Annotated in this window: 25 protein-coding genes and 5 pseudogenes; 17 read left to right on the top strand and 13 right to left on the bottom strand. The window is 34.5% G+C overall.

Annotated elements, in window-relative coordinates; genetic code table 11:
* Positions 1-8 precede the first annotated feature (8 nt).
* Positions 9-286 (top strand): annotated as a pseudogene (locus OM966_RS04715) (IS66 family transposase); the annotation flags it as partial.
* A gap of 52 nt (positions 287-338) precedes the next feature.
* Here OM966_RS04715 and OM966_RS04710 read toward each other — a convergent pair.
* The 7 genes from OM966_RS04710 to OM966_RS04680 form a co-directional block, all read right to left on the bottom strand.
* On the bottom strand, positions 339-932 hold the full coding sequence (locus OM966_RS04710; protein ID WP_064125248.1) for a Maf family nucleotide pyrophosphatase: 594 nt from the start codon (positions 930-932) through the stop codon (positions 339-341).
* Positions 910-1,173, bottom strand: a complete 264-nt coding sequence (gene infA, locus OM966_RS04705; RefSeq protein WP_264329005.1) for a translation initiation factor IF-1 — start codon at positions 1,171-1,173, stop codon at positions 910-912. The genes OM966_RS04710 and infA overlap by 23 nt, the downstream gene beginning before the upstream one ends.
* Positions 1,174-1,319: 146 nt before the next feature.
* Positions 1,320-2,417 (bottom strand): coiled-coil domain-containing protein, encoded by a 1,098-nt coding sequence (locus OM966_RS04700; protein WP_264329004.1) that lies wholly within the window; start codon positions 2,415-2,417, stop codon positions 1,320-1,322.
* 178 nt (positions 2,418-2,595) lie between these two features.
* On the bottom strand, positions 2,596-2,883 hold the full coding sequence (locus OM966_RS04695; protein WP_264329003.1) for a hypothetical protein: 288 nt from the start codon (positions 2,881-2,883) through the stop codon (positions 2,596-2,598).
* Between the two features lie 69 nt (positions 2,884-2,952).
* The gene (locus OM966_RS04690) at positions 2,953-3,141 is read right to left on the bottom strand and encodes a hypothetical protein (protein ID WP_264329002.1); all 189 of its coding nucleotides are present in this window, start codon (positions 3,139-3,141) and stop codon (positions 2,953-2,955) included.
* A 21-nt stretch (positions 3,142-3,162) separates the two neighbouring features.
* Complete coding sequence (locus tag OM966_RS04685) at positions 3,163-3,879, bottom strand: hypothetical protein (RefSeq protein ID WP_264329001.1); 717 nt, start codon at positions 3,877-3,879, stop codon at positions 3,163-3,165.
* Between the two features lie 256 nt (positions 3,880-4,135).
* Positions 4,136-5,413: an adenylosuccinate synthase gene (locus OM966_RS04680; RefSeq protein ID WP_264329051.1), complete on the bottom strand. Its 1,278-nt coding sequence runs from the start codon at positions 5,411-5,413 to the stop codon at positions 4,136-4,138.
* Between the two features lie 181 nt (positions 5,414-5,594).
* On the opposite strand from OM966_RS04680, the gene OM966_RS04675 reads away from it, so the two are divergent.
* From OM966_RS04675 to OM966_RS04665, 3 genes are all read left to right on the top strand, one after another.
* Positions 5,595-6,608 (top strand): hypothetical protein, encoded by a 1,014-nt coding sequence (locus OM966_RS04675; RefSeq protein WP_264329000.1) that lies wholly within the window; start codon positions 5,595-5,597, stop codon positions 6,606-6,608.
* Positions 6,609-6,634: 26 nt separating this feature from the next.
* The gene (locus OM966_RS04670; protein WP_264328999.1) at positions 6,635-6,913 is read left to right on the top strand and encodes a hypothetical protein; all 279 of its coding nucleotides are present in this window, start codon (positions 6,635-6,637) and stop codon (positions 6,911-6,913) included.
* Between the two features lie 149 nt (positions 6,914-7,062).
* A complete protein-coding gene (locus OM966_RS04665) occupies positions 7,063-7,248 on the top strand; it encodes a hypothetical protein (RefSeq protein WP_264328998.1) in 186 nt (61 codons plus the stop codon).
* Positions 7,249-7,560: 312 nt separating this feature from the next.
* On the opposite strand, the pseudogene ccmC reads toward OM966_RS04665, so the two are convergent.
* Positions 7,561-8,279: pseudogene (gene ccmC, locus OM966_RS04660) on the bottom strand (heme ABC transporter permease CcmC).
* Between the two features lie 142 nt (positions 8,280-8,421).
* Here ccmC and OM966_RS04655 point away from each other — a divergent pair.
* Both OM966_RS04655 and OM966_RS04650 read left to right on the top strand, forming a co-directional pair.
* A pseudogene (locus OM966_RS04655) lies at positions 8,422-9,245 on the top strand (pyruvate, water dikinase regulatory protein).
* A gap of 70 nt (positions 9,246-9,315) precedes the next feature.
* Positions 9,316-9,448: pseudogene (locus OM966_RS04650) on the top strand (ribosomal protein bL36).
* A gap of 620 nt (positions 9,449-10,068) precedes the next feature.
* On the opposite strand, the gene OM966_RS04645 reads toward OM966_RS04650, so the two are convergent.
* On the bottom strand, positions 10,069-10,998 hold the full coding sequence (locus OM966_RS04645; protein ID WP_264328997.1) for an AEC family transporter: 930 nt from the start codon (positions 10,996-10,998) through the stop codon (positions 10,069-10,071).
* A 306-nt stretch (positions 10,999-11,304) separates the two neighbouring features.
* A pseudogene (locus tag OM966_RS07570) lies at positions 11,305-11,448 on the bottom strand (N-acetyltransferase); the annotation flags it as partial.
* Positions 11,449-11,464: 16 nt separating this feature from the next.
* Between OM966_RS07570 and OM966_RS04640 the strand changes: the two are divergent.
* Positions 11,465-12,628: a multidrug effflux MFS transporter gene (locus tag OM966_RS04640; RefSeq protein WP_264328996.1), complete on the top strand. Its 1,164-nt coding sequence runs from the start codon at positions 11,465-11,467 to the stop codon at positions 12,626-12,628.
* Positions 12,629-12,656: 28 nt separating this feature from the next.
* Here the strand turns inward: OM966_RS04640 and prfA are convergent, their stop codons facing one another.
* The gene (prfA, locus tag OM966_RS04635; protein ID WP_264328995.1) at positions 12,657-13,736 is read right to left on the bottom strand and encodes a peptide chain release factor 1; all 1,080 of its coding nucleotides are present in this window, start codon (positions 13,734-13,736) and stop codon (positions 12,657-12,659) included.
* 102 nt (positions 13,737-13,838) lie between these two features.
* On the opposite strand from prfA, the gene yihA reads away from it, so the two are divergent.
* The 10 genes from yihA to OM966_RS04590 all read left to right on the top strand — a co-directional run bounded on the left by yihA (position 13,839) and on the right by OM966_RS04590 (position 23,706).
* Positions 13,839-14,435, top strand: a complete 597-nt coding sequence (gene yihA / locus OM966_RS04630) for a ribosome biogenesis GTP-binding protein YihA/YsxC (RefSeq protein ID WP_405197146.1) — start codon at positions 13,839-13,841, stop codon at positions 14,433-14,435.
* A gap of 4 nt (positions 14,436-14,439) precedes the next feature.
* Positions 14,440-15,351, top strand: coding sequence for an acetylglutamate kinase (argB, locus tag OM966_RS04625; protein ID WP_319604718.1), 912 nt, complete (start codon positions 14,440-14,442; stop codon positions 15,349-15,351).
* Positions 15,352-16,159: 808 nt separating this feature from the next.
* Complete coding sequence (locus tag OM966_RS04620; RefSeq protein ID WP_264328992.1) at positions 16,160-17,875, top strand: ABC transporter ATP-binding protein; 1,716 nt, start codon at positions 16,160-16,162, stop codon at positions 17,873-17,875.
* An 834-nt stretch (positions 17,876-18,709) separates the two neighbouring features.
* On the top strand, positions 18,710-19,282 hold the full coding sequence (locus OM966_RS04615) for a hypothetical protein (RefSeq protein ID WP_264328991.1): 573 nt from the start codon (positions 18,710-18,712) through the stop codon (positions 19,280-19,282).
* Between the two features lie 86 nt (positions 19,283-19,368).
* Positions 19,369-19,860 (top strand): hypothetical protein, encoded by a 492-nt coding sequence (locus OM966_RS04610; RefSeq protein WP_264328990.1) that lies wholly within the window; start codon positions 19,369-19,371, stop codon positions 19,858-19,860.
* Positions 19,861-19,962: 102 nt separating this feature from the next.
* Positions 19,963-21,669 (top strand): arginine--tRNA ligase, encoded by a 1,707-nt coding sequence (gene argS, locus OM966_RS04605; RefSeq protein ID WP_264328989.1) that lies wholly within the window; start codon positions 19,963-19,965, stop codon positions 21,667-21,669.
* Between the two features lie 54 nt (positions 21,670-21,723).
* On the top strand, positions 21,724-22,116 hold the full coding sequence (locus OM966_RS04600) for an ankyrin repeat domain-containing protein (protein ID WP_264328988.1): 393 nt from the start codon (positions 21,724-21,726) through the stop codon (positions 22,114-22,116).
* On the top strand, positions 22,011-22,436 hold the full coding sequence (locus OM966_RS07370) for an ankyrin repeat domain-containing protein (protein WP_405197145.1): 426 nt from the start codon (positions 22,011-22,013) through the stop codon (positions 22,434-22,436). Before OM966_RS04600 ends, OM966_RS07370 begins: the two co-directional genes overlap by 106 nt.
* A 49-nt stretch (positions 22,437-22,485) precedes the next feature.
* Positions 22,486-22,632 (top strand): hypothetical protein, encoded by a 147-nt coding sequence (locus OM966_RS04595; protein ID WP_264328987.1) that lies wholly within the window; start codon positions 22,486-22,488, stop codon positions 22,630-22,632.
* Positions 22,633-22,836: 204 nt separating this feature from the next.
* Positions 22,837-23,706: an Rpn family recombination-promoting nuclease/putative transposase gene (locus OM966_RS04590; RefSeq protein WP_264328986.1), complete on the top strand. Its 870-nt coding sequence runs from the start codon at positions 22,837-22,839 to the stop codon at positions 23,704-23,706.
* A 188-nt stretch (positions 23,707-23,894) separates the two neighbouring features.
* Here the strand turns inward: OM966_RS04590 and OM966_RS04585 are convergent, their stop codons facing one another.
* Together OM966_RS04585 and ubiE are read right to left on the bottom strand one after the other, a co-directional pair.
* Positions 23,895-25,001, bottom strand: a complete 1,107-nt coding sequence (locus OM966_RS04585; protein WP_264328985.1) for an FtsW/RodA/SpoVE family cell cycle protein — start codon at positions 24,999-25,001, stop codon at positions 23,895-23,897.
* Positions 24,998-25,714 carry a bifunctional demethylmenaquinone methyltransferase/2-methoxy-6-polyprenyl-1,4-benzoquinol methylase UbiE gene (gene ubiE, locus OM966_RS04580; protein WP_264328984.1) on the bottom strand — a complete coding sequence of 239 codons (717 nt, stop codon included), beginning with the start codon at positions 25,712-25,714 and terminating at the stop codon, positions 24,998-25,000. The genes OM966_RS04585 and ubiE overlap by 4 nt, the downstream gene beginning before the upstream one ends.
* Between the last annotated feature and the right edge of the window lie 32 nt (positions 25,715-25,746).

The raw sequence follows: 25,746 nt of genomic DNA, 5'->3' as shown, positions 1-25,746 counted from the left end.
ATTAAGATGTATATGAACAAGTAGAGAGAGCAAGCAAAGTTTTGCATATTGATGAAACTAGCCATTATTCTAAAGGTAAACTTGGCTGGTGCTGGGTGTTTGCTAATAATGAAGCAAGCCTTATTAAATTAGCAGACACAAGAGGAGTTAAGTTTCTAGAGAGTAGTACATTTTCTAGTTATAAGAATTTGGTTGTTACCGATAGGTATGCGGTTTACAACTACTTCAGTGACGAAAAAAGACAGATTTGTTGGGCACCTTGTTAAGGGATTTCGAAAGGCTATCTACCCACTTTAAATGGTGCTATATTGGGCCTTAACTTGACGCGTATGGTTTATTTAACACTCCCGGTTAAAATAATTACTTAGCAAACAATAGGTTTCATGTAATGGTAACCCTATAACGGAAGAGTAGGAGCCGCGTAAGAACAATACGAACATCCCAGCTAGGCCTTGTATATTGCATCCCCCTGCCCTATTTTTCCACTCTTCTGATGCTAAATAATACTTAATTTCTTGTTCACTGAGACGTTTAAATTTCACTATTGTAACCACAGTTCTAATATGTTGTTTAGATTGATCGGGAGTTAATAGACACACACTGGTATATACTCTATGCCTTCTTCCTGATAACAAGCGGATACATTTTTCTGCTTGCTCAACGTTTTCAGCTTTAAGCAATATCCTTCTACCACAAGCAACAACTGTATCAACACCAAGCACAAAGTAATTTGGATTTGAACTTTGTATTTTCTCAGCTTTACTTTTTGCCATACGGATTGAGTAATCCTTCGGAAGTTCCTTTTTTAAAGGGGCTTCATCTATGTCTGCTGGCAAAATTAAACCTGGCTCAATATTTATTTGTTTTAGTAAAGCTATACGCCTTTTCGATGATGAAGCAAGAATAAGATTATTTAGAGATCGTTCTGTCACTTGTACCTTTAAGCCTTCTAATGATCCGACCTTTTTTCGCATTCCTATCATAAATGCTCATCTCAACTAACACCCTATCCCCGATAATGATGCGTATTTTACTTCTTCTCACTTTCCCTGATACATGACAGATAATCTCATGTTCATTGTCCAGTTTCACTCTAAATTCTGCTGCAGGTAGTAAAGCAGTTACTACCCCTTCCACTTCAAAAATTGTTTTCGATTTCTTGTCTTTTATCATATGTTATATTATAATTTAATAATCTTTTTCAGTCTACTATAGATTTTAAATTATTATCAACACAAAAGACTTTTTGCACCCCACTTAAGTATTTCTCTTGCAACTTAACCCCAACCATCTTCACAATAATGCGAGAGGAAGGTGAGCTACCTACCTACGTTTCTACTCCTTGCCTGTGCTCTGATAGGACTTACGGACCCTAGGACTAGAACTGAACTACAAGGATGATTATCACAATTCTCCTCATTGCTATCATATGCGCTATCATTGTCCCTTTTCTGTGGAACATAAGACTTATTATCAGATTCACTATCAAAGCTTAAAGATCTGGATAACTCTATCTTCTTTCGTGGAACATTACCAGGCTCACTAGAAATGTCTCCTGTTAGAGTATAAAATTGATTGTTGAAGTCTTTTTGTTCATCAGCAAACGTTTCTTCACTTAACTCTTCTACTTGACCACGGGAAAACTCTTTTTCACTGTTTTGTAAATTTTTCATCAGACCTTCAATATCCAAAACTTTACCTGCAATGATGTCGCTCAATGAATCACGGTTCTCTTCCAATTCCTTAATCTCATCTTCATGCTCTCTATCCATGGATTCCAATATTGATGCTACATACTCTTTAAACTCATCATGCATGTTTTCTAACTTTCCTATCTCTTGTTCATAAGATTCCAGTTGTGCTTTATACTCATTTTCCAACCCTAGCATTTGATATTTTAAATTGCTTATAAACTGCTCCTTTTCCTTCATTATGTGTGCTGCTTGGTCTATCTCTTTTTCAAATTCTTTTAATTTGTCTTCTAATTCCTTCTTTTCTGTATTAACACCTTTCAGCTTGTCCTCTAGCTTTCTTTTTTCTTCATACACACTTTTAAGTTCTTCCTCATTCCTCTCCAGGTTTTCTTTAAGCTGCGTTAACTCCTTGCGTATTTCATTTATTTCTATCTTGGATCCTCGCTCCTTTTTTTCAAGTTTATCTTTTAAATCACTAGTCTGTTTTTTTAATGCTTCAATTCTTTGCCCAGCTTCCACAAGTTTCTGATTCACTTCTTTTTTTTCTGCTCCAGCACTTTTTAACTTATTGATTAATTCTTGGGTTACCTTTTCCGAGCATGATAATTCTTTTTGCAGATCTAATACTTGTTTTGAAAACCGTTCTTTATCTTCCTCTATATCCTTATTAGAGCGTTCTAACTTATCAAACTTGTCCTCTAAATCAGACTTTCCTTCCTGCACATGATATAGTTCTTCTTGCGATTTCTTTAATTCACTTTTTAACTCCTCCTTTTTTGCATTAGCAACTCCCAGCTCTTGCCTTAGCTTTCCTTTTTCTTCATATACACTTTTAAGTTCTTGTGCTTTCCCTTATAGCTCTGCTAATGCGCTTGCTAACTCTTCATCTTTTTGTGCCAGTTCAGTTTGCAATTTTGTGTTTTTTTTGCTCTTCTTTTCCAAACCTATTTTGTAAATCAGTTATTTGTTGTGAAGCAACTTCTGGTTGAGTTTCAGTGTGCTGTAAATTGACTTCTGTTTGAATTAATGCATTGCTATTAATAGAAGGAGAAGAAGGAAGGCTATTGTCATCATCAACTTTAGGGTCTAATTTCCCCTCTGGTTCTTTGTCTTGATAGGCCACTATAGATTCATTTTGCAAATTATTATTAGCAGTAGATATAGCCTTACCCTTTTCTAGTGATTTCATTACAGCATCATGTAAGGAGAGACCTTGAATATATAATTCATCGTTTTGCTTTATTAATTCTAGGATCTCCTACGATGACACAAAATCTTCACCATCAAATTTTACTACTTCAGTTATGCCGCTACTACTCACATTCATAATCATGGTAAACATTCTGGATCCATTCTCTACAGGCCAAGTGCTTGTCATTTCATAATATCTTTTCTTATCTTCTTGATGAGCGTATATTTCATGTTTTTTATTGCAATAGATATTCAATTCTTTAATATCTTTCTCTTGCTATAAAATGTCACTAATTCTTGTTGGCTCACTTCTATTGTAATTAATAAGGTTAACATTCAAAACTCTATCAGCATTATCAGTTTCTGTGTAATAAGCTCGAAGCTCTACGCCTTTTCTTCCAAAACATTTACTTACAGCTTTTTTTCCCTGCTCTGCTAACTCTATGCATTTATCTATATCTTCCTTAAAGCTCTTATTAGCAGACTCTGTTACTACTTTATCTATGTACGTTTGTTTAAAATCTCTATCGTTTATTAGGTCATAAAAACTCCACTCATCCCTATAAGCCTTTTGTATAGCAGTGAAGTCACTTTCTTCTTTCAAAAGTACTAAGAAGCCTACCTTGTCTTCTAGATCTTTTAGTTTAAAACCTGTTATTATCTTCTCTAATTGAGAATCAAATTCTTTATTGGCAAAATTTTCAGCAAGATTATTTAAATTTCTTAATTCTTTGCATAATTTATCATTTTCTGCAATTGAGCGGCAGAACTTTATTGTAGCAGAGTCCTTAGTGGAAGGATTTTCTTTTTCCACTTCATCGATACGGTCCTTGAGGGATGCAAAACGTAGTGTAAGCCGTGACGAATATAGATCGCGTTCATAAGATGTCAACAAGCGATTTATTGCACTCCAAGCACATGATGCGATTGATCTAATACCAGAATCCTCTCCTGCCTCTGCTGCTTTGTCTCCCTTAGTCAAACCTCCAATCATAACACACCTCCTTTGACTATATTTATATTATACCAATTAACATATATTCAAAAAAATCAAACTGTATAGCCACGTTCTACACTAACTTTTATTATTAACTTAATTGTGTTGAAAATAACTGCAAGTGTTAAACTTAAGCTTTTGTCTTTCATTGTACACTACTCACTATAAGTTTATAATAATATCTTATATAATAGACTTAGTATTTTGAGTTATGCAAGTATTTTTTTTATTGGATAAAAGTTAAAAGACGTTTTCAGAAATCTTTAAGCTTAATAACATCCTCTCTCTTTGGACTAGTTGAAATTAGATGAATTGGTACGCCTATTAATTTTTCTAACTTGTCTATATATTTTATTAAATTGATAGGCAATGCTTCAATTGACCTTTTACCTTGAGTGTTTTCTTTCCAGCCAGGAAACTCTTCATACATTGGCTCTAATTCCTCCTGTATTGAATGCGATGCGGGTAAATAGTCATACATTTTCCCGCTATACTTGTAACCAGTGCATATTTTAATTGTATCAAAAGAATCAAGCACATCTAATTTGGTTAATACAATGCTTGACACTCCAGAAAGTTGCACAGCCTGGCGCACTAAAACTGCGTCAAACCATCCGCAGCGCCTTCTTCTATTGCTCACTGTTCCAAGCTCCTTGCCTATAGTAAATAAGCTATCTCCAATCTCGTTCTTTTGCTCAGTAGGGAATGGACCATTGCCCACTCTTGTTGTATAAGCTTTTACCAAACCAATAATGTAAGCATTGGAGGCTAATCCTGAGCCTGTTATTGTTTGCGACGCTACAGTATTACTTGAAGTAACAAAAGGGTAAGTTCCGTGGTCGATATCTAAAAATGTGCCTTGGGCGCCTTCAAATATTATTTTCTTACCTTCTTTCACAAAGTCATTTAATATCCTCCACACAGGTTTTTTATATGAAAGAATTTTTTTTGAAATCCCTTGAATTTCTTTTAATATTTCTTCTTTTTTAACCACCTGGTAGTTAAGGCCTTTTCTGATAGCATTGTGGTAATTCAGAAGAGTATCCACTCTTTTATTGAGCTCATCTGCGTTTTCTAAATTACAAAGGCGTATAGCTCTCCTTCCAACTTTATCTTCATAACATGGCCCTATCCCTTTGTTTGTTGTACCAATTTTGTGATTTCCGTTTAAATCTTCAAATAGCTTTTCCTTGTCCTTATGTACGCTAAGTATTAATGGACAGCTCTCGGATACCATCAAGTTGTTATAGTTTACGTCCACTCCTTTAACTTTCAATGACTCTATTTCTGAGATTAGAGCATGTGGATCAAGAGCAACACCGTTTCCTATGATGGATATTTTGCCCGTTCTCAAAACAGCAGAGGGCAGTAAATTTAATTTATAAACCTCATCATCTATTACTATAGTGTGCCCTGCATTATTTCCTCCCTGAAATCTCACAACTACATCTGCATTCCCAGAAAGATAATCTACTATTTTACCCTTGCCTTCGTCACCCCATTGCAGACCAACAATTACAATGTTATTCATCATTATTTTCTAAATTAATAAATAAATATTAATGCAGTACGCTACAAATGGAAAGAGAAATCTGCGCCTTTCCTGCACCTCTTAAATAAAGAAAATATACTGTCGATTTTCTTAATATATTACCAAATTATTCATCATTATATGATATAACTTACAGCATATTTACAGTAAGGTGTTATTTATGAAAGAGGCAAAAGGAAAAAATAATAAGAGTCCAGTAGTTAGATTAAAGGCCACAACTAAAGAGTTCAATTTTAGTAAATTAAGAGCAGGTCAAGATAATAAATTAGCAAATTCTGGTGAAACAATGTTCTTAGATTTTCAAAGGATGAATTTTATTATTAACGGAAAAGAAATAGATAAAAATCTTATTATTGCATTTAAGGAAGGAGCTAAGCACTGCAAAAGCGAACTTTTTAATAGTGATGATATATATAATGACGAAATATTTAACAAAAAAGGAACAAGAGAAATAGATACGGATCGTGGCAAAGCTTTTGTTGCTTCAGTACTCGAAGATATTGAAAAAGAGCTTGTAAGTAATGCATTGGGTGAGCTATGGAAAAATCACTGTGAAAATCCCAAAATTGCTGATCATCAAAAAACCGATTCATATAAGAAAGAATTTGAAGAGTTTTACAATGCTGGCCAACATCTATTACTAACAGAGAAAGATGAAAACAAAGACTACCGTTCCTTTGCAAAAGAAGTTTTCAAGAAAATGTTCAGATACGCTGGGGCAGAAGTTCCAAGTAATGCTATTTTAGAAGAGCTAGTCACCGATTGTAATCAAGCAGGGTATGAGGCTGCTCCATTTATACAAACCCAACTTGCACTTGGACAGTCGTTCATAGTAGAAAATCCTAAAAAAGTAATAAACATTGATTGTGCTAACCAAAATAATGTGAGAATTAGATCTGATATGAGGCTACCAATACTTTCTGTTAAAAATCAAGTTATGCATGGTGATAAGATATGTGATCTGTCTAACTCATTAGAATTTACACTTGAGTCTCAAGATGGTAAAGACTTTGTAACATACAGAGATGGTAAATTGTCACTTACTATTCCTAAAGAGTTAAAAAATTATAAAGATAATGGCAAGAGCTTGTTTGACATTATTAAAGAATATTTTCAGAAATTCTGTGCAAAATTAGGATTTAAACCTGAGACAAAAAATACAAATAGAGCATAGCTTAGGTACTCAAAGTAACTATTTAGATGGTAACAATATCTACTACAGGATCGGATGCAAATGAAGAGTTTATCAATCTTTTAAGCGAAAATCTCAGAGATAGGTTGTTGAGATCAGGCTCTGCTCTAGAAGATGTTAATGATTTTGTTGCAATCAAGGTGTCTACCGCTATGGATCTATTGAGTGATTATACTAAATTGGAAGATAATAAAGAAAACAGAGAGTTATTAATAAGTGAAGTAGCAGATAATTTAGGGCTTTCCTTTCAAGGTAAAATAGCATCAGAAGTATTGAAAGAGTTTTGATGATGAAATGTTAATGCATACAGAAGGTATAGATAATAACATTAGGTCAACATATAATGGAATTAGGCTCTTTTACCTTCTTTGATAAGAGGGCCATATTAATCATAATCAAGTGCAGTCTGTTGTAAATACTTTTATTAAGTTAATTATTGAAGGGAAAAGCGAAGTTATACAAAGAAAAAAATGCAATTGATGCAATTCATCAGAAGATAGATAAGGCAATTGTTGAGCAAGAAAAAAGAGCAACCAACAAACAAGATATAGAAAATGATAAATGGACAGATAGAATCAAAAAACAGAAATTATCTGTGGAATCACATGAACATTTACTTTAAAGATACTGGTAGGCTCCCTTGAATATTTTAGAGTTCATGGTTGCAACGGTTGCTATTTTACAATGCACCTAATCGTAAAATACTACGTGCCGTTGCATCATATGTTTCAAGAACGTTGGTTAAAATGTTCAAGTTGATCTCGATTCAATACCTGATATATTCTAGTTAGTTGGTCATTGCTTGCTTTTAAAATTAGTTAGATCACATAACGTAGCACGTTTCTTCAGTTTCAGCAGGCAAGTATTTAAAGTGACCAAAGATATTTTACCCTAATTTTCTCTAGCATATTTACCTGTATACTTACAAAGCTACCTAATACCGCATACTGATTTCTCTCTTTATTTTGTACAAATTAATTAAGTGAAGTGAGTATAGTATCCACACTACTAAAAAAAAATGTGGCACAAAACATAAACATTACAATGAGTGGCAACAGCAAAGAACTTTCTATTGCTACTCCACCTCTTCTCAAAATGCTTGCTGGCTGATGGAGAGTAGACCATAAATTCACAGGAAAATTTTACTACGGGAATATTTATAGCACTAAAAATGGCAAATACTGCTGCTGATTTTTCTGCCCTCGCTTCATTATCAAAAGCGCTCCACAATGAAAGGTAGCCAACATATAGGAAAAATAAAATTAGCATTGAAGTAAGCCTTGCATCCCATACCCACCAAGTGCCCCAGGTTCCTTTTCCCCAGATGCTACCTGTGATTAAGCATATTGCAGAAAGAAAGACTGTCCCTGCAGGAGCAGCAGCATGTGCCAAAGACACTAGCAATGCTATTGTTCCACACCAATGAAATGAAACTAAGTGATGCAATTAATCCATATATTCCAAGAGCAAAGCCATGCAGAAGGCACATGAATGTACATAATTCGTACAATTTCTCCTTGTTTTATAATCTTCTGGGGAGAAGAATAACGCCAAAGACATTCCAATTAAAAAACATGCGAAACAAATAATCCCAATCCAAGGTAGTGCTTTTTTAGAAAAAGAAGTAAAATTTGTAGGCTTTAATAAAAACATTCATTTTGAGAATAATTGTGTTAAGAATTTACCAATTAGTTTGAGTTTTATCAACAAGATAGTTTTTCTATATTTACGTAGTATAATAAATTAGCACAATTTCAGTAGCAGATTGCTTGCTATTATTTTTAGTATAACGTTGATGACCCTTAAAAAACTTAATCTACACTTAGTATCAGATTCAAGTGGTTTGAAACTGTTATATCAGTTGCAAAATCAGCTCTGAAACACTTTCGTTCTGTAGAAACAATCGAATATGTTTGGTCTTTTGTGAAAGGAGAAGAGCAGGGTTGACAAAATTTTGGAGGAAATTAATAAGAAAAGTGATGAGCATAACTTTGTTATATGCACTATTACTGATGATGAGCTAAGAAAATATCTAAAAGATAACTGTATAAAGTTGAAAATTCCCTACAGAGCAATATTATCACATATTATTAGAGAAATTTCGTCCTATCTTGAAATTGAAAAAGACGAAAAGCTTGACTTGCATACTGAGATAAATAACGAATATTTCCAGCGCATTGAGGCAATAAACTACACCTATTAATCATGATGATGGACAAAGTATTCAAGATATTAATAAAGCAGATATAATTTTGGTTGGAGTTTCACGTACATCAAAATCTCCCACCAGTACGTATTTAGCTTATCGAGGCTATAAGGTTGCAAATATTCCTTTTGTTAGTGGAGTACCCTTTTATGTCGACTTGGCAAAATTAAAAAATAAACTAACGATAGGGGTAACAATAGACGTAAGTAGAGCTAATAGAAATACGCAAAAATAGACTTACTTCAATTAACAACGAAGATAATAATATATATGCTAACCCTGAGAAAGTAGAAAAGGAAATTAAAGAAGCAGAGGAACTATTTAAGCAGAATAACTGGCCAATTATTGATGTCACGCAAAAGTCAATCGAAGAAGTATCAGCAACAATTATACAGTATTTTAATAAAATGTGAAAAATTTATCAATTGACTAACTCTCTGTAAGTGATCACAATGTAAGGTAATTTAATTTCTTACTATAGATATGAAAGTCAAAGGGTCGCTGAAATCTCATCGTAACAGAGATAAAAATTGTAAAGTTGTGAAAAGGGGGGGTGGTAAGATTTACATTATACAACAAGGTAAAGCCAAGGAGTAAAGCGCGTCAAGGTTCTTAGCTTTTTTGTTCACCTTTTCATGTTATACCATTTCTTGTATGTGAAAGTACGGTGCTTATAACTAAAAAGAAGACAAAAGTTACTGTGTTTAAGCGCTAGCCTTATTCATTTCTTCTCTTACATTATATTTTAGCATTAGCACAATTACAGGTAAACGTGGCTTATTGACGTTAATCGACTTAAAAAAAGAGATTGAGTACAATAAGCTTTTGCTAAAGGATGTCTCTTCTGAAAAGGAAAAGTTGGACAATAAAGTATTTGGCTTATATGAAAAAAAGCTTAGATTTAGATCTGCTTGATGAGCAAGCAAAAAATGCTTTAGGTTATGTGAACCCTAATGAACTTATGGTTGTTCTTGACGTGGAATAGCAGTAGACTTCTTGCGTTACCTCCTGTCATTCAAGCCCCTTTCTTGTCATCCCAGTGCCCCTATGATGTCATTCCAGTGCTTGACACTGGAATGACATCATTATAGAGTGAACCAGTGTCAGCTACTTTCATGACACCATCATAAAGTGAAACTAGATTCCAGCGTCACGCGCTGGAATGATAAAAAAGAGTAGGTTTTTTATGTGATTATGCAAGAAGCTAGTGTAATTTAAGTTTTATCTACCGCTTGATCACAAAAGAATAAGTTTAGTAAAAAATAATGATATTATTAGTGGAACATAAAATAGTCCCACTGCAGTACTAATTAGAAGCAACAGAGTAGCTTTATCTGGTTGATAATTCAAAATATTAGCAAGTATTATACTGGACCCAGAAACTGGAATAATAGCCAGCAACATCAGTGCTTTATATATACTCTCGTCGTATACACCTATAACATGTTTGTCTAGAAGGACAATTCCTAAAACAAACAGTGGCCAGAATACGTACTTTGCTGTAATAGTGATCAAAGCAAGCTTCCAATCTACTTTAAAGCTTGTAATATTTGCAATGCTCACTCCAAGTAGCATCATCCCTAATGTGACAAATGTACTTCTAATATTCATCATAACATCTGTTAAAAAAGTAGGTATTTGTATATCATATATACTTAAAAAGAAGCCCAGAACCATCGCATAAAGCGAAGGAAGTTTGAACAACTTTAATATGCATTCTTTTGCGGTATAAATACCATTTGCAGCTATGTAAAATCCTAAGCTATTTTCAAACAACGCCATTCCTATATAACAAACAACATATACAGATACTGAATCTTCATCAAACAAAGCCATGGCAATCGGCAGGCCAAAATAACCCATACTTGTGCTGCCCGAGCTAAATGCTAATATGTTTCTCGTGTTATCCTTAAATAAAAAAGAAGAAAGATAATACACTGATAAGGACATAGTGCTACCTATAAACCATATCAAAATCGGCAGAGAAATTACTTTTAAATTAACTTCTGTATGAGAGACTCCATATAAAATCACTATTGGATTAGCTATATAAAAGAGTATTTGAGATATAGTGTTTCTGTCAATTTTAAGACATTTTCCTGCTAAATAACCAATAAATATTGTAATATAAATAGGTAATATTTTTAGGAAAAGAGTAAGGAACATACTAGCCTATTGTGATACTTTTGACTGATAAAGTGATATTAGATCTTAAGGTATTATAAAAGTAAACAAAATTTATTTTCCAATTTATCCAGCTCATAGTTAATTAAAAAAGATTCACTTAGTGTCAAAATTTGTTTTTACATAAGACTTAAGAATGACATTTTTATGATAAAATTATGTTAAGTTTCTATAAAGCTCCTTGCATATTTTTGAATAATGATGAAAAATTAAACTGCTTGTGGTAATTTAGACGGACTGTTGAAAAAGTAAGAGGAAATAAGTAAAGTTAGGACAGAGAGTAAGGGCTTTAACATAGTTGTCATATTTTTCTTTAATTAACCCTAGTGTCCAATTTACCCACCATAGCTTCACATGAGGTGTTTCTAACCATTTTAATAACAGTGAAAAATATTCTCCTTTCAACGCTTTAAATGTGATATTTTTATTCATTAATTAAAAATTTCAAATGTTACTACCCTTTCTATTAATCCTGTCTCTAATTGCTAAGTTCATTGAAATTGACATTTCCGTACCTAGTTTTCCTGATATGGTGCACTATTTTAACGTATCAGAAGGCACAATTCAATTAACTATTGCTTATAATTTCCCAGGCTTTTGCATAGGAGGGTTGTTTTTTGGTCCATTGTCTGAATGCTATGGCAGAAGAAGGATTATGATCATAGGTAACACTTTGTTATTAATCGGCGCTGTTGGTTGTGTTTTTGCACCGTCGATTTTTTGGTTTTCAATCTCTCGCTTTGTTCAGGGCATTGGTGTCAGCACATCTGTAGTTGTGTTTGCAATCGTTGCAGACAGCTACAAAGGCGACGAAGCGGTGAAGTTTATTGGAATCATGAATTCTGTTCTTACAGTTGTCATGGCAATTGCGCCAGTGTTAGGCAGTTTCATCAATGAAATTGTAGGATGGCGTGGTAATGATGCAACTGTTGCAATACTTTGTTTGATCTCTTGGGTTTTGCTGCTTTTTCTGTTACGAGAAACAAAAAAGGATCGCGATGCTTTCAGTTTGAAAAAAATAATGAAAGATTACAGAAAACTACTATCTAGTCCGAGGTTTGTTACGTTGTCTTTAATGTCAAGCCTCTTTTCTGCTGCGTATATGTCATTCATTACTTGTGGACCTTTTTTGTATATGGAGACTTTTGGTTTATCTAGCACTATTTATGCACTACATCAAGGTGCAATAGTTGGGTGCTTCTCACTCATTAGTCTATTTGCTGGCAAAATCTTACAGAAACTTGGAGCAATATGGTGTGTAATTTCTGGTACGAGCGTGGGTGCTATTGGGTCTCTATTGCTTGTAATATTCAGTATAATTGTACCCCACTCTTTCTACTTAGTAACACTGTCTATGATTATTTTTTCTATCAGTTGTGCAATTTGCCAGCCAGTGATTTTTAATGCATCAATAAATGTTTTCCCTAAAATTAAAGGCACAGCTTCTTCTGCAGTCTCGTTCATTAGAGCTTTTATCATGGCTATTTTTATCGGCTTAACAAACTACGTTTACAACGGTCAAGCAATTAGTGTAGCTGTTCTTGTTCTATCCGCGATAGTACTAGAACTTGTTTTTACTGCCTGTTTATTGTTTTTAAAAGATCCGGTATAATTAATGATCTTTTTACAGATGTGAGCGATTAACTTTCCCCGGCCAATCTTTCTGCTTCATTACGTGAAATTAATGCCTCAATAAATTCATCTAGTTCACCTTCTTTTATAATCTGCTCTAGCCGATGTGAAGTTAGATTAATTCTGTGGTCTGTTATTCTTGATTGTGGAAAATTATATGTTCTTATGCGCTCGGAACGATCACCAGAGCCAATCTGACTTTTTCTCATTGTTGACCTTTCCATTTCTTTTTTTTGTCTTTCAATTTCGTATAGCCTTGCCCTCAATACTTTAAGCGCTTTAGCTTTATTTTTGTGCTGCGATTTTTCATCTTGCTGTATTACAATTATCCCTGTTGGCAAGTGGGTGACCCTTACTGCGCTGTCAGTTGTATTCACTGATTGCCCTCCAGGACCACTGGATCTATAAACATCTATTCGTAAGTCTTTTTCTTCTATTTTAAAGTCAACTTCTTCTACTTCAGGTAATATCGCAACAGTAGCGGCAGAGGTATGTAACCTTCCTGAGGATTCAGTTTCTGGCACTCTCTGTACTCTGTGTGCTCCTGATTCAAATTTCAACCTTGCAAAAACTTCTGTTCCATTAATGAGTGCAGAAGCTTCCTTATAGCCACCTATACCTGTATTAGAAATGCTTATTGGCTCGAACTTCCAATTTCTTCTTTCTGCATATTTTTGATACATACGAAATAACATTGCTGCAAATAATGCTGCTTCTTCTCCTCCTGTACCTGCTCTGATTTCCAATATTGCATTTCTTAAGTCATCTTCATCTTTAGGCAATAATGCTAACTTTAGTTTTGCTTTTACTTTTGGTAATAATACCTTGTGCTTTTCGAAAAATTCTTCTTTTGCTAACTCTTTTATATCACCTTCGCTGTTTTTATCTTTCATTATTTCCTCTAAGTCTGAAATTTCCTCTTTCAGCGTGTTATATTCATCAATTATCTTGATTATTGGCCTGAGCTCAGAGTATTCCTTTGAAAGGGTAATGAATTCTTTTTGACTTAAATTGGTAGGATTTTCTAAGTTCCTTTCTATATCACTAAATTTTTTCTTTAAGTCTTGTAAATTATTCTCTATATTCATATAGCACAGATCTAGTATTTTAACTAAGTAATATATACTGAAATAAAAAATTTCTTATATCAAGCAATAACACTATAATATATCTACTACCTCTACTTGAATATAATGGCAAGACAGATAACATCAAGCTGCAATTTCATATTTGGAGCTTCGGACATGAAATCATTACCAGATGAGTCGGCTCCAGAGATTGCGTTTGCTGGTAGATCAAATGTAGGAAAATCCAGTCTGATCAACTTACTGATAAACAGCAAAAAAGCTGCCAGAGTTTCCTCTAAACCTGGATGTACTAGACAAATAAATTTTTACTCTATGTACAATGATAAATTCAGACTTGTTGACCTACCAGGGTATGGTTATTCTCATGCAGGTAAGGAGGAAATTATACAATATTTAAACTTAATTGAGTATTATCTAATTCAAAGAAAAAATCTAAGAAGAGTGTTTGTGTTGATAGATAGCAAGGTAGGATTAAAAGAAATAGACAAAGACTTCATTTATTGGTTAATATATAATAATATTAACTTTAACGTTGTGCTAACAAAAATAGATAAAGTGAGTCAAAAAAGCCTAGATGCCGTTCTAGAAGATACTCAAAAATGGATTAATAATGAGAATGTGTCAATTCATCAAATAAGCATCCGTGTTAAGCATAAAATAATCAAGGTAAGAGATGAGTTTTTCAAGTTTACAAGATAAAAAAATGAAAAGTAGTGAATTTTTAAAGGGTGAAGTATCATTTGAACAAAAAGCAGAAATATTACTTGAAGTGCTGTCTAGCATACCTAGCTTTGTGGGTGAAACTTTTGTCATTAAATGTGGCAGCGTAACGATCTCAGATGAAACACTATTCTATACTTTTGTGCATAATGTTGTCTTATTAAAGCAGCTTGGTATAAATCCGGTGATAGTTCATGACGGAGAATATGAAATTAACTCAGTGTTAAAAATGCTGGGTATGGACAGTAAGTTTGTGAATGGTATCAGACTTACAGACAAAGACACTATGAAAATCATTGAAATGGCACTGTGTGGTTCAGTTAATAAAAAAATTGTTCAGCATATAAATTCTGCTGGTGGTTCAGCTATTGGATTATGTGGAAAAGACGGCAACTTAATAAAAGCTGAAAAGATAAGCGCTACGCTTAAGGAAGACAGATCAAATAACATCGAAAAAATACTAGACATGGGATTCATCGGTAGGCCCACTGAAATCAATCCTGATATATTATTTTTTATTGAAGAATCAGATTTTATACCAGTTATTGCACCTATCGGTCATGGAAAAAATGGGGAAACATATCATATTGATGCCGATAGCACTGCAAGCACAATTGCAATTGCAGTTTCTGCATCTAAAATGATAACCTTTAGCGATACAGGTGAAGAAATAGATAAAATTGGTGGCAGGAGGATATCTGTTAAAAATTTAAATGCATCGATTGATTGTGGCAAAATTCAAGGAGAAAAATTTATTGGAAGGCTTATGGCATATACTAAAATGGTAGAGGAATGTGCTGGAGTTGTTCACATAGTTGATGGTAGAATACCTAACATTATGCTTGATTTATTTACTGAGTATAATTCAAGCATATCAATTGTGAGTGATTTATAACTAGGCTGCTCACAACTACACGAATAGACTTCTTGCATAACCATATGACGAACTTTTCTTGGGAATAGAAACGAAAAAACTTACTTTACAAACTCCGCCAGCCCCCTTATCATAACACTGAAGCTATTTATTTATCTTCGCAATCTCTGCAGTAGATTAATGACAAAAAAACTTAATGTATTTGGCGTAAATCATGCTTAATTTTTTGCACTATGTGCACCTCATGTCTTTATAAAACTTTAGGTTTCTGCCTATACAAGCCGAAACGCGCTTATAAAGCGTTTAAGACAGTAAAAGACGTCAAATAGACAAGGGAGAATTTGAATACTAGCTACCCTGGGGTTTCTTTGCCTTTTTTTTTATTTGATAAATTTCTTAAATATTTATGGCTAAAGTAATTTAGGCCTACCGACAACCGTCATCCCGCTGCTTGTTAGCGGGATCTAGAGATCAACTATGTTTTTTTTAAAATTTTTTATTTGTGTAATTTTGCAACTTCATACGGGCAATACGAGAAATGCTTTTCTCTAATTTTATGTTTTTTGCAACATTGTTGGCGGAGTAATAAGAAAAGCTCTGCAGAACTTTTGGCCCGATATCAATTCGGCTATTGATTTTGTTTTTCAGCACTCGGGAAAACCTTACTTGGGTTAGCTATAGACCCCAAGTGTCAGCTACTTGAACAACATCACTTTGCTTAAAAATTGCAACGTTTGTACACGGTATGACGTTAGCTATTGTGCTACACCTTTCCCCTTTCCCCTGAAACTAAAATCTATATACTTAACTTTAGAAACTTCAAAATACGATGCGATCTAATATTAGAGAGTTATTTTGCTATATAAAGCCTAATCTATCTTATTTCATCATAGCTTTTATTGCAGTTTTATTTTCAGCCTTAACGATCCTCCTCTTTGGCAGAGGCTTAAGCAACATAATTGATTCTGGCACAGAGCACGATTTTACTACCAAACTATTAGTTGCAATACTTATAGTTTTAGCCATTTCTCTCACTGCATTTACTCGGTTATATTTCATTGGCATTGGCAGCGAGAAAGTTATCGCAAGAATCAGATATGACTTATATAGCAGTATCACTGACTTGCAACCAAGTTTCTTTGAGAACACAGGCGTACAAGATGTTATCTCAGCACTCATTACTGATACCTCTGCGCTGCAATCAATAATAAATAGCAGCCTACTCACCATATTGCGAAATTTTGTAATATTAATTGGCAGTGTTGCCATGTTATTATATACAAATCTGCACCTAACTGCGTATGCAGCCGCAATAGTACCTATACTACTCATTATTATGACCTCATTTGGAAAAAAAGTGCGTAGCTATGCACGCTTTGCCCAGGATAAATTAAGTGAGCTTGCATCACTTAGTGAGGAAAATTTTCGATCTATAGTGACTATCAAATCCTTTGTACTCGAAGAAAATGAAAAAACCCGTTTTAAGGAGTATTTAAACTCAGTATCAAAATCATACGTAAAATTAGTACTCTTGCGTGCTATTTTAGTAACTCTAGTTATCACGTGTGTGATAGGTTCACTAGTTGTTTTGCTCTTTTTTGGTATTAAAGAAGTCTTAAGCAATAATATAACTATTGGAGAACTCTCCTCATTTGTGTTTTATTCAGCGCTTGTGGCAGGAGCTATAAATAATTTGAGCGATAATATCAGTGATTTACAACGAGGTCTTGGAATAGTAGAGCGTTTATTTGAATTTAAAAATATGAAAAGCTCTATAGCAGATGCCAATGATCCTATAAAAATTTGTAGTGTTCAAAAAGGAATTTCGTTTAATGGCGTGACATTTTTTTATGAATCTCAGTCTGATAAGCCAGCGTTAAATAACGTATCATTTTCTATAAAGGCAGGTCAAGTAGTATCAATTGTTGGACCATCTGGCAGTGGTAAAAGCACCATTTTAAAACTTCTGCTCCGTTTTCATGATCCAAGCAGAGGCAGCATTACTATCGATGGGCACAATATTAAGTCAATTGCGTTAAATGACCTCAGATTGTTGTTTGGCTTAGTGCCACAAGATAACATAATATTCTCTTGCTCAATAATGGAAAATATACTATATGGCAAACCTGGTGCTGAATATGAAGAAGTGAAGCAAGCAGCTATCAGCGCTTATGCGATGGAATTTATTGATAAGCTGCCTGATAAATTTGATACATTTGTAGGAAAAAGAGGATTAAAACTTTCTGAAGGACAAAAACAACGTATTATAATAGCAAGAGCCATACTCAAAAACCCTCAGGTTTTAATACTGGATGAAGCAACCTCTGCCCTTGATTATAAAAGTGAGAACCTCGTGCAAAAAGCATTAAGCAAGTTAATGCAAAACAGAACAACGATCGTAATTACACACAGACTATCAACTGCACTTAAAACTGACAAGATTATAGTAATTAATCACGGAAAAGTAGAAGAAGTAGGGACTCATGACTCCCTAATAAGTAAAGACGGGTTGTATGCAAAACTGGCGAAGATACAGTGGAATTGAAAGAAAATTTAAATCATATCGTTAGTTGATATGCTAGATTTATAATCAAAGTTATTAAATTTTTAATCATTTTAATTTATAATAATCTCATAGTATTTTTTTAAGGATCATTATGACTTATCATTACAGTAATTTAGCAAAACTACCATGAACAGCTTCTAACTTGCAAGTACCAACTTTAACAGTGTATACGCCTTATACGCCTGCACAGGGACCTTATGCTATTAATCCATGAACAGCTTCTAACTTGCAAATACCAACTTTACCAGTGTGTACGCCTTATACGCCTGCGCAGGGAACTTATACTATTAATCCATGTCATAACCATTTTGATACGTATCATAATTACTATGATACATGCCACAATCCTTGTGATGGATTTGGTTTTTTTTTGTTAGAGGATCGTTTTTTAAACAACTCATAAACGCGTGTCTAGCTATACGCGCTTCCAAGAGCACATGGGAACCCATGTGTTTCACATTTTGCTTGAGAGGATAAGCAAGTTGTTATTCGCAGTGGCTATAGCAGTTCTACCAAAATTTATTTCAGCAACACGACTATACTTACAGTTCCTTTTTGAAATCTTTGCTCGTAGTAAAATTTCTGAACTCTAATATCTACTACTTGTATAATGGCTGGTTTGCCTCTAACTATTGTATAATAAATCTCCACCTTACTTAAGCGTATATATTGAACTGTATCACTATTAAAACCGTATTCTAAAATATATTGCAAATTAAGGATCCCAAATATGCTAATTTTAACCTCAAAATTATAAAATCATTAACTTTTTTATCCTATAATAATTCAATAGTTACTTTTTAAAGGATTTTTATGACTTACAATTTTTCTCCGTATCCACGTATGGATCCATGTATTTCTGCACGTACAGCTTGCATAACTGACCCACGTTACCACCATAACTTTGATCTACGGTACCATCATAGCTTTGACCCATGTTACCATAATCGCTTTGATCCGCGACATGATCGCTTTGACCCGCGGCATGGTGGACTCGACTTAAATATACAGCTTCCTGACTTCGATTTAAGTATACCACCTTGTCCTGCTTGTCCCCCTTGTCCTTCTTATCCACAACCTAAGCCTGAACCTAAACCTAAAGAACCCGTTGATCTTTCAAAGCTTTCAACAAGAATCGATATATTAACTGATGATATTGTTAATGCTCGTACCGAACTACCAACAGGCCTGAAGTCTAAAGAGTGTGCAGCAATTATTCAGGGCAGTGAGAATGACCTTGAGATTAAAGGTGGTAAACTCGTGGGTAATTGTTATAACAATCCTGAATGTGACGCATGTGTAAAAGCAATAAACCTCTCTATACTAGAGAAGCAATATGCTGAACCCTTTATGTCAACGCTAGAAAGCACTGTTTATGTTATATAAAAGTAATGAAATGTGTACATTGTTAGTACACATTTTCACTTTATAGTTAATTTTTTAATAACTCCATTTACTAATGGAATTATTTTATGTTAAAAAGCACCTGTTCTTATCCAAATCAAAAAAATACAAATCGTGCATGTTCATTACCACCTGATACATGTTCTGTCAGTGACATGGTGAGAGTTAATTTGTTCACAAAGCTGGATGATTGTAAAGTCAATAAGAGTAAGTTAATTCATAATAAATGTGGTAAAGATCTTAAGTGTAAGATTGACGATAAGACTATGAATGAACTGAAGAAAGGTCTTAAATGTGAGATTGATGATAAGACTAAGAATGAACTGAAGAAAGGTCTTAAGTTTGAGATTGATGATAAGACTAAGAATGAACTGAAAGAAAATATTAAGAATGAACTGAAGAAAGAGCCTGATACTAAGAATGAACTAGAGAAAGAACCTGATACTGAGAATGAGCTAAAGAAAGAACCTGAGCCTGAACCTACGACTGATAATAATGATCTTAGTTACAGCGAAGGTATGGCTTTCTCTTACCATGGTTACGGCAACGACTTAATATAAACTATAACTTTCCTAATCCAGGAAAGTAAAATAGTTAAGATAACTCTTCAACTAGCCCCACTTATTCGCTATACTGCTACAAGTCTTATAGCTTTTTGGTTAATGAACATTTTCAAACAGGTTTCCTCTCTAATTTCCAGCAAATTAAATGAGTTGAAGCAAAGGGGTTTCATAAATACAAGTGCGGCAAATTTTATTGTAGAGCCTCCAAGCAATAGAGCACATGGTGATATCTATACAAATGTTGCTATGGTGCTTGCAAAGCATGAAAAGAAGAATTCAGTCGAGATTGCAGGGATGTTAGCAAGAGAATTTAAACCTTTTGATGAAGTTGCAAAAGTGGAAATAGCAGGCCCTGGTTTCATCAACATGCACTTAAAAATAGAAGTATGGCATGGAATTTTAAAACAAATAAATGAGCTGAAAACAGAGTTTGGCACCCTAGATATAGGGAACAATCAGGCCATCAATGTTGAGTTTGTATCTGCAAATCCAACTGGTCCACTGCATATTGGTCATGCAAGAGGAGCAGTATTTGGTGACGTTCTGGCAAATTTATTGAAAAAAGTTGGTTATAAAGTTACTAAGGAATACTATATTAATGATGCTGGAGCACAGATAGATACACTAATAAAGTCAGTATATTTGCGGTATAAGGAAGCTCTGGGAGAAAAAATCAGCATCGAAAAAGGTTTATACCCAGGTGAATATTTAAAACCGATAGGGAATGGGCTGGCCAAAAAATATGGCAAGGAGCTTCTAGAAAAGCAAGATAATCAGGTGATTAGGGAATATACTTTAAGTTCTATCTTAGAATTCATAAAGGAAGACATGAACTTACTTGGGGTAAGTCATGATGTTTTTACTTCAGAGTATGAGCTACAAAAAAGTGGCAAAATTGAAGAGAGTATAAAGATATTGTCTGACAAGGGTTTGGTGTATGAAGGGTACCTGGAGAAACCAAAAGGCAAAGAAAGTGAAAATTGGACTCCCAGAAAAGAGATGTTATTTCGCTCTACAAAATTTGGTGATGACGTTGACCGTGCATTGAAGAAAGAGGACGGCAGTTGGACTTATTTTGCCTCAGATATCGCTTACCATTTTGATAAGATATCACGTGGTTTTAACAATATGATTGTAGAGCTTGGTAGTGACCACGGCGGTTATGTCGAAAGGCTCAAAGCAGTCGTCTCTGCGCTGAGTGATAATCAAGCAAAAATAGAGGTAAAACTGCATAATATTGTGAATTTTTTCGAGAATGGCAAACCTGTTAAGATGTCCAAAAGATCAGGAAACTTCCTCACAGCAAGAGATGTAGTGGAAGAAGTTGGCAGGGACATAACTCGTTTTATAATGTTAACACGCAAGAATGATATGGTCTTGGACTTTGATTTTGCTAAAGTTAAAGAACAGTCAAAAGACAACCCTATTTTTTACGTGCAATATGCTCATGCTCGTGCTCATTCGTTAATGCGTAATGCTCCAAAAGAGCTCCCAACAGCAGACCCTTCACTTTTAAAGACAGATGGGGAGCTCTTCCTCATAAAAACCTTAGCAAAGTGGCCAAATGTGATAGAAACAGCGGCAAGGCTTTGTGAGCCACACAGAATTACTTTCTACTTACTTGAAGTTGCAGAAGCGTTTCACGTTTTATGGGGGTATGGCAAGAGTGATTTAAACATGCGGTTCATACTGGAAGACAACTTAAACCTCACCGCTGCAAGAATGTTTCTCGTACAAGCCTTAGCGCACGTCATCGCTTCTGGACTTTCCATCTTTAATATAGAACCTTTGGAAGAGATGAGTTGATTTTTTTGCCATAATACATGATAATTAAAATATTATTGAAGTAGGGTTAAAATTATGACAATGAACTATGAGCAGTTGAAAAGAATGTTAAGCGCGGTTGATAAGGAGGAAGGCTTAAGTAAAGACAACGTAATTGACAAAATAAAAGAGAAATTAAAGAAATACCCAGAAGAATATAAGAAATGGGAAGAAGCTGGTTTTGATGTAGATTACCTATTTGAAATTAAAGATGATACACTAATAGCATATGATCGATTTACGTTATTGCATTTAGCTGTTTTATGTGGCTATGAAAAAATAGTAAACCTTCTAATAGAAAATGATGCAAGTGTTGATGTAGAATACAAAGGGATGACTCCTTTACATTTTGCTGTTGGAGGAGGTCATACAGAGATAGTAGAAATTCTAGTAAAAACGGGGCGAAGGTTGATGCAAAGGCTAATGTAGAAGAATTTAAAGGATATACTCCTCTACATTGTGCTGGTGAAGGAGGTCATACAAAGATAGCAAGAATTCTTATAGCAAATAGGGCAAATGTTAATGCAAAGGCTGATCATCTAGAAAAAACAAAAGGTATTACTCCTTTACATCGCGCTGCTGTAAAGGGCCATACAGAAGCAGTAAAAATTCTTATAGCAAATGGTGCAGATCCTTTATTAAAGAATAAAGATGGTAAAACTCCGAGAGATTTAGCTGAACGTGACTTTATAAAGAAGCTTCTGAAAGAAGCAGAAGAAAAACAACTGGTGCACCAAGCATTTACATAAAAGTATTTCTGCCGGTGGTGCAACCGCATTATTAGGCACTGCTGTAGCAGTGGCACTTTTTGCAACTGGAACGGTTGCAGTTGCAACAGCAGCACTAGCAGTTGGTGGTATCACATATATGATGTTAAAACCTAGTACTGAAATGGATGAAGTAGAAGAAGAACAAGGCATAACTGGGGATGAGCGGAAAGCTTGATCTGCTGGATTCCAGTGTCAGCTACTTTCATGACATCATCCTTTTTTCTGGATCCCAGTATCGGCTACTTGGATGACAGCTAGCCTGACAACCGTCATCCCGCTACGTGTTAGCGGCCGCGGCGGTATAGCTATACTTAAAAATATGGTTGAATAGTTGTTAATAATAGTGTATAATTATTAATCTTTTCTCAGTATTTTTACTATGGCTCTTTCTAAATTTCTCGATCCAAAGTTAGATTTAACATTTAAGAAAATCTTTGGCACTGAAAAAAATAAGAATATTCTTATTCACTTTTTGAACGATATTTTAGGATGTACTGAAGTCAATACTATACAAGAAGTAGAATTCTTAAGCACCATTATAGACCCTGAAATTGCTTCTGATAAACAAAGCATTGTTGATGTTCTTTGCAGGGATTCTAGTGGGAACAGGTATATAATTGAGATGCAGCTCACTTGTGATAAAGGCTTTGAAAAACGTGCACAACTTTATGCTGCTAAGGCTTACTCAAGACAAGCTGATAAATCTGGTAAATACGTTGATTTAAAGAAGATTTTCTTTATCGCGATTTCAAATTGCACCTTATTCCCTGATAAGCTTGACTATATATCTAGCCATACCATAAGAGATGAGAAAACCAATGAGCATGACTTAAAAGATTTTCAATTTATCTTCATAGAGCTGCCAAAATTTCCTAAGAGTAGAGAAGAACAACTAGAAAATGTAGTAGACCGTTGGCTATTTTTTTTCAAATATGCAGATGAAACAACGGACGAAGATATCAGAAAAATCGCGGAAAAATCACCAATAATAAAGCTAGCATATGATGAATTAGATAAGTTTCACTGGAATGAAAAAGATCTAGTGGCTTATGAAGAAAGAATAATGGATCTGCGCAAAGAAGAAGCCATTCTTGAATACAGACTTGATCTTGCTAAAGAGGAAGGTAGAAAAGAAAGGGAAATTGAAGTTGCAAAAGCAATGCTGGCTAATAATGTTGATATCAACACTATTGTCAAGTTTACTGGCCTTTCTATTAGTGAGATTGAAGAATTAAGTGGAAATCTGTGAACGGTCACGAAAAATATAAGTTTTTGCGATAAACGACATAGTGATGTATTTGTTGTTCAGCATGTCAGTGGAATATTTTCTGAAAAATTTCCATATAACTCTTTCAGATTTCATAATATCTCTTGCCACTCATCTGAACAGATACCCATTTTGGAGGGGTACCAATAATAGGTGTGAGCGGGTGACCACTAGTCCACAAGCATAACACGCTCACGAAACTTTAATGCGATAGCTTGATTTCTACTGAAAGACAGCATTATGCCAAGTGCGATGCTCGAAGAAAAAAGAGAAGAACCACCATAGCTAAGTAGTGGCAGGGTTATGCCGGTGGTGGGAAAAACACTCAATGTTACCCCTGTGTTTATTATGAATTGTGTGATGAATTGAATTGAGATACCAAGAATCACCAATAGATTGAATAATTCATTTTCTCTATATGCAACGTAAAGCAAGCGGGCGGAAATGATGCCAAATAACATCAATGTGGCTAAGCACGTAATCAAACCAAATTCTTCTGCTAAAACAGAAAACACAAAATCTGTATGACAATCAGGAAGAGAGGTTTTTACGCTACCTTCACCAGGTCCAACTCCAGTTAATTGACCTCTTTTGAATGCTTCTAATGATTTTGTGACTTGAAAGTTATCGCGTTGCGTAAAAAAGACAAAACTGTAAATCCTTTGCTTTATATGTGGGAGGCATAAGTAAGCTATTGTAGTTCCAGTTGTGGCCATTCCTATTATGCATAGAAAGTATAAAAGTGGTGTACATGCAATAAACATTTGACCAATAAAAGAATATGTTAAAAGCATGGACATACTGAAATCAGGTTGCAAAAGTAACAACACAAAAACTAACAGAAATATTATGATTGATATGTGCATTTTAAACTTCATTCCGCTGGCTAAGATACTAGCTATAACAACAGAAAAAAATGGCCTTACGAACTCAGATGGTTGAACTGAAATTTTGACAATATGTAACCATCGTTTCGCACCTTTTACCTCTATACCAAGTATTATCGCAGCTGCCACTAAAATAGTAAATAAAATGAAACCTGCGAATGAGAGGTTAAGTATAGTTCTTGTGTTGAGAAAAGAAAATGTCACCAGGGTAATTAGTGACAGGACTATATAAATTGTATGGCGCCGTATAAAATAATCTTGTGGTAAAGAAAGACGCTGCGCAATTACAGGGCTTGCTGAATAAACAAGAATGAAGCTTATAGTGAGCAAAAAAAACACTGGAAGGATGAGATAATAATCCAGCGTTCTATACCAGAATTTAATATTCATTTTGTTCCAATGTGTAATGCCACTATTCCATAGCTCATATTATGAAACTCAACATTCTTAAAGCCTACCTCTTCAATTTCCATTTTAAAATCAGCCTGAGTTGGAAACTCTCTAATGCTCTTCACTAAATATTCATAAGAACTCCTGTCTTTAGCAACTATGCTGCCAATTTTAGGAATTACTTTAAATGAATATAAGTCATAAAGTTTGGTAAATATCTCATTTTGATAGTGCATAGGGGCAAATTCTAAGCAGATAAATTTTCCATGTGGTTTTAATACCCTGTGCGCCTCACTTAAAGCCTTCTTGCGTTCAGAAACGTTTCGAATGCCAAAAGCTATTGTGCAATAGTCAAATTCGTAGTCTTCAAATGGTAAACTTTCTGCATTCGCACATACCCAATCAAAATTAATTTGGTTTGAATTTATAGCTTTATCACGTCCTCTGCTTAGCATATTTTGATTTATGTCACATACTGTAACCTTAGCACTTGGCTCTTTTCTTACTATTCTTATTGCTATATCTCCAGTTCCTCCAGCAACATCTAAAATCTTAGAGTTTTTTGTAAAATGCACACTATTTACCATCTTATCTTTCCATAATCTGTGCATTCCGAGGCTCATTATATCATTCATGGTGTCGTAGCGACTTGCCACGGAATCGAATACCTCTTTAACTAATTGTGATTTCTTCTCGATTTTTATAGTAGACATTACGTAAAGTCGCTCAACTCCTTTATAATTAG

This window comes from Wolbachia endosymbiont (group A) of Andrena hattorfiana, from assembly GCF_947179565.1.
Taxonomy (GTDB): Bacteria; Pseudomonadota; Alphaproteobacteria; order Rickettsiales; family Anaplasmataceae; genus Wolbachia.
Note: the sequence above shows the minus strand (reverse complement) of the source record. Positions and strands in the feature narration are given on the sequence as shown.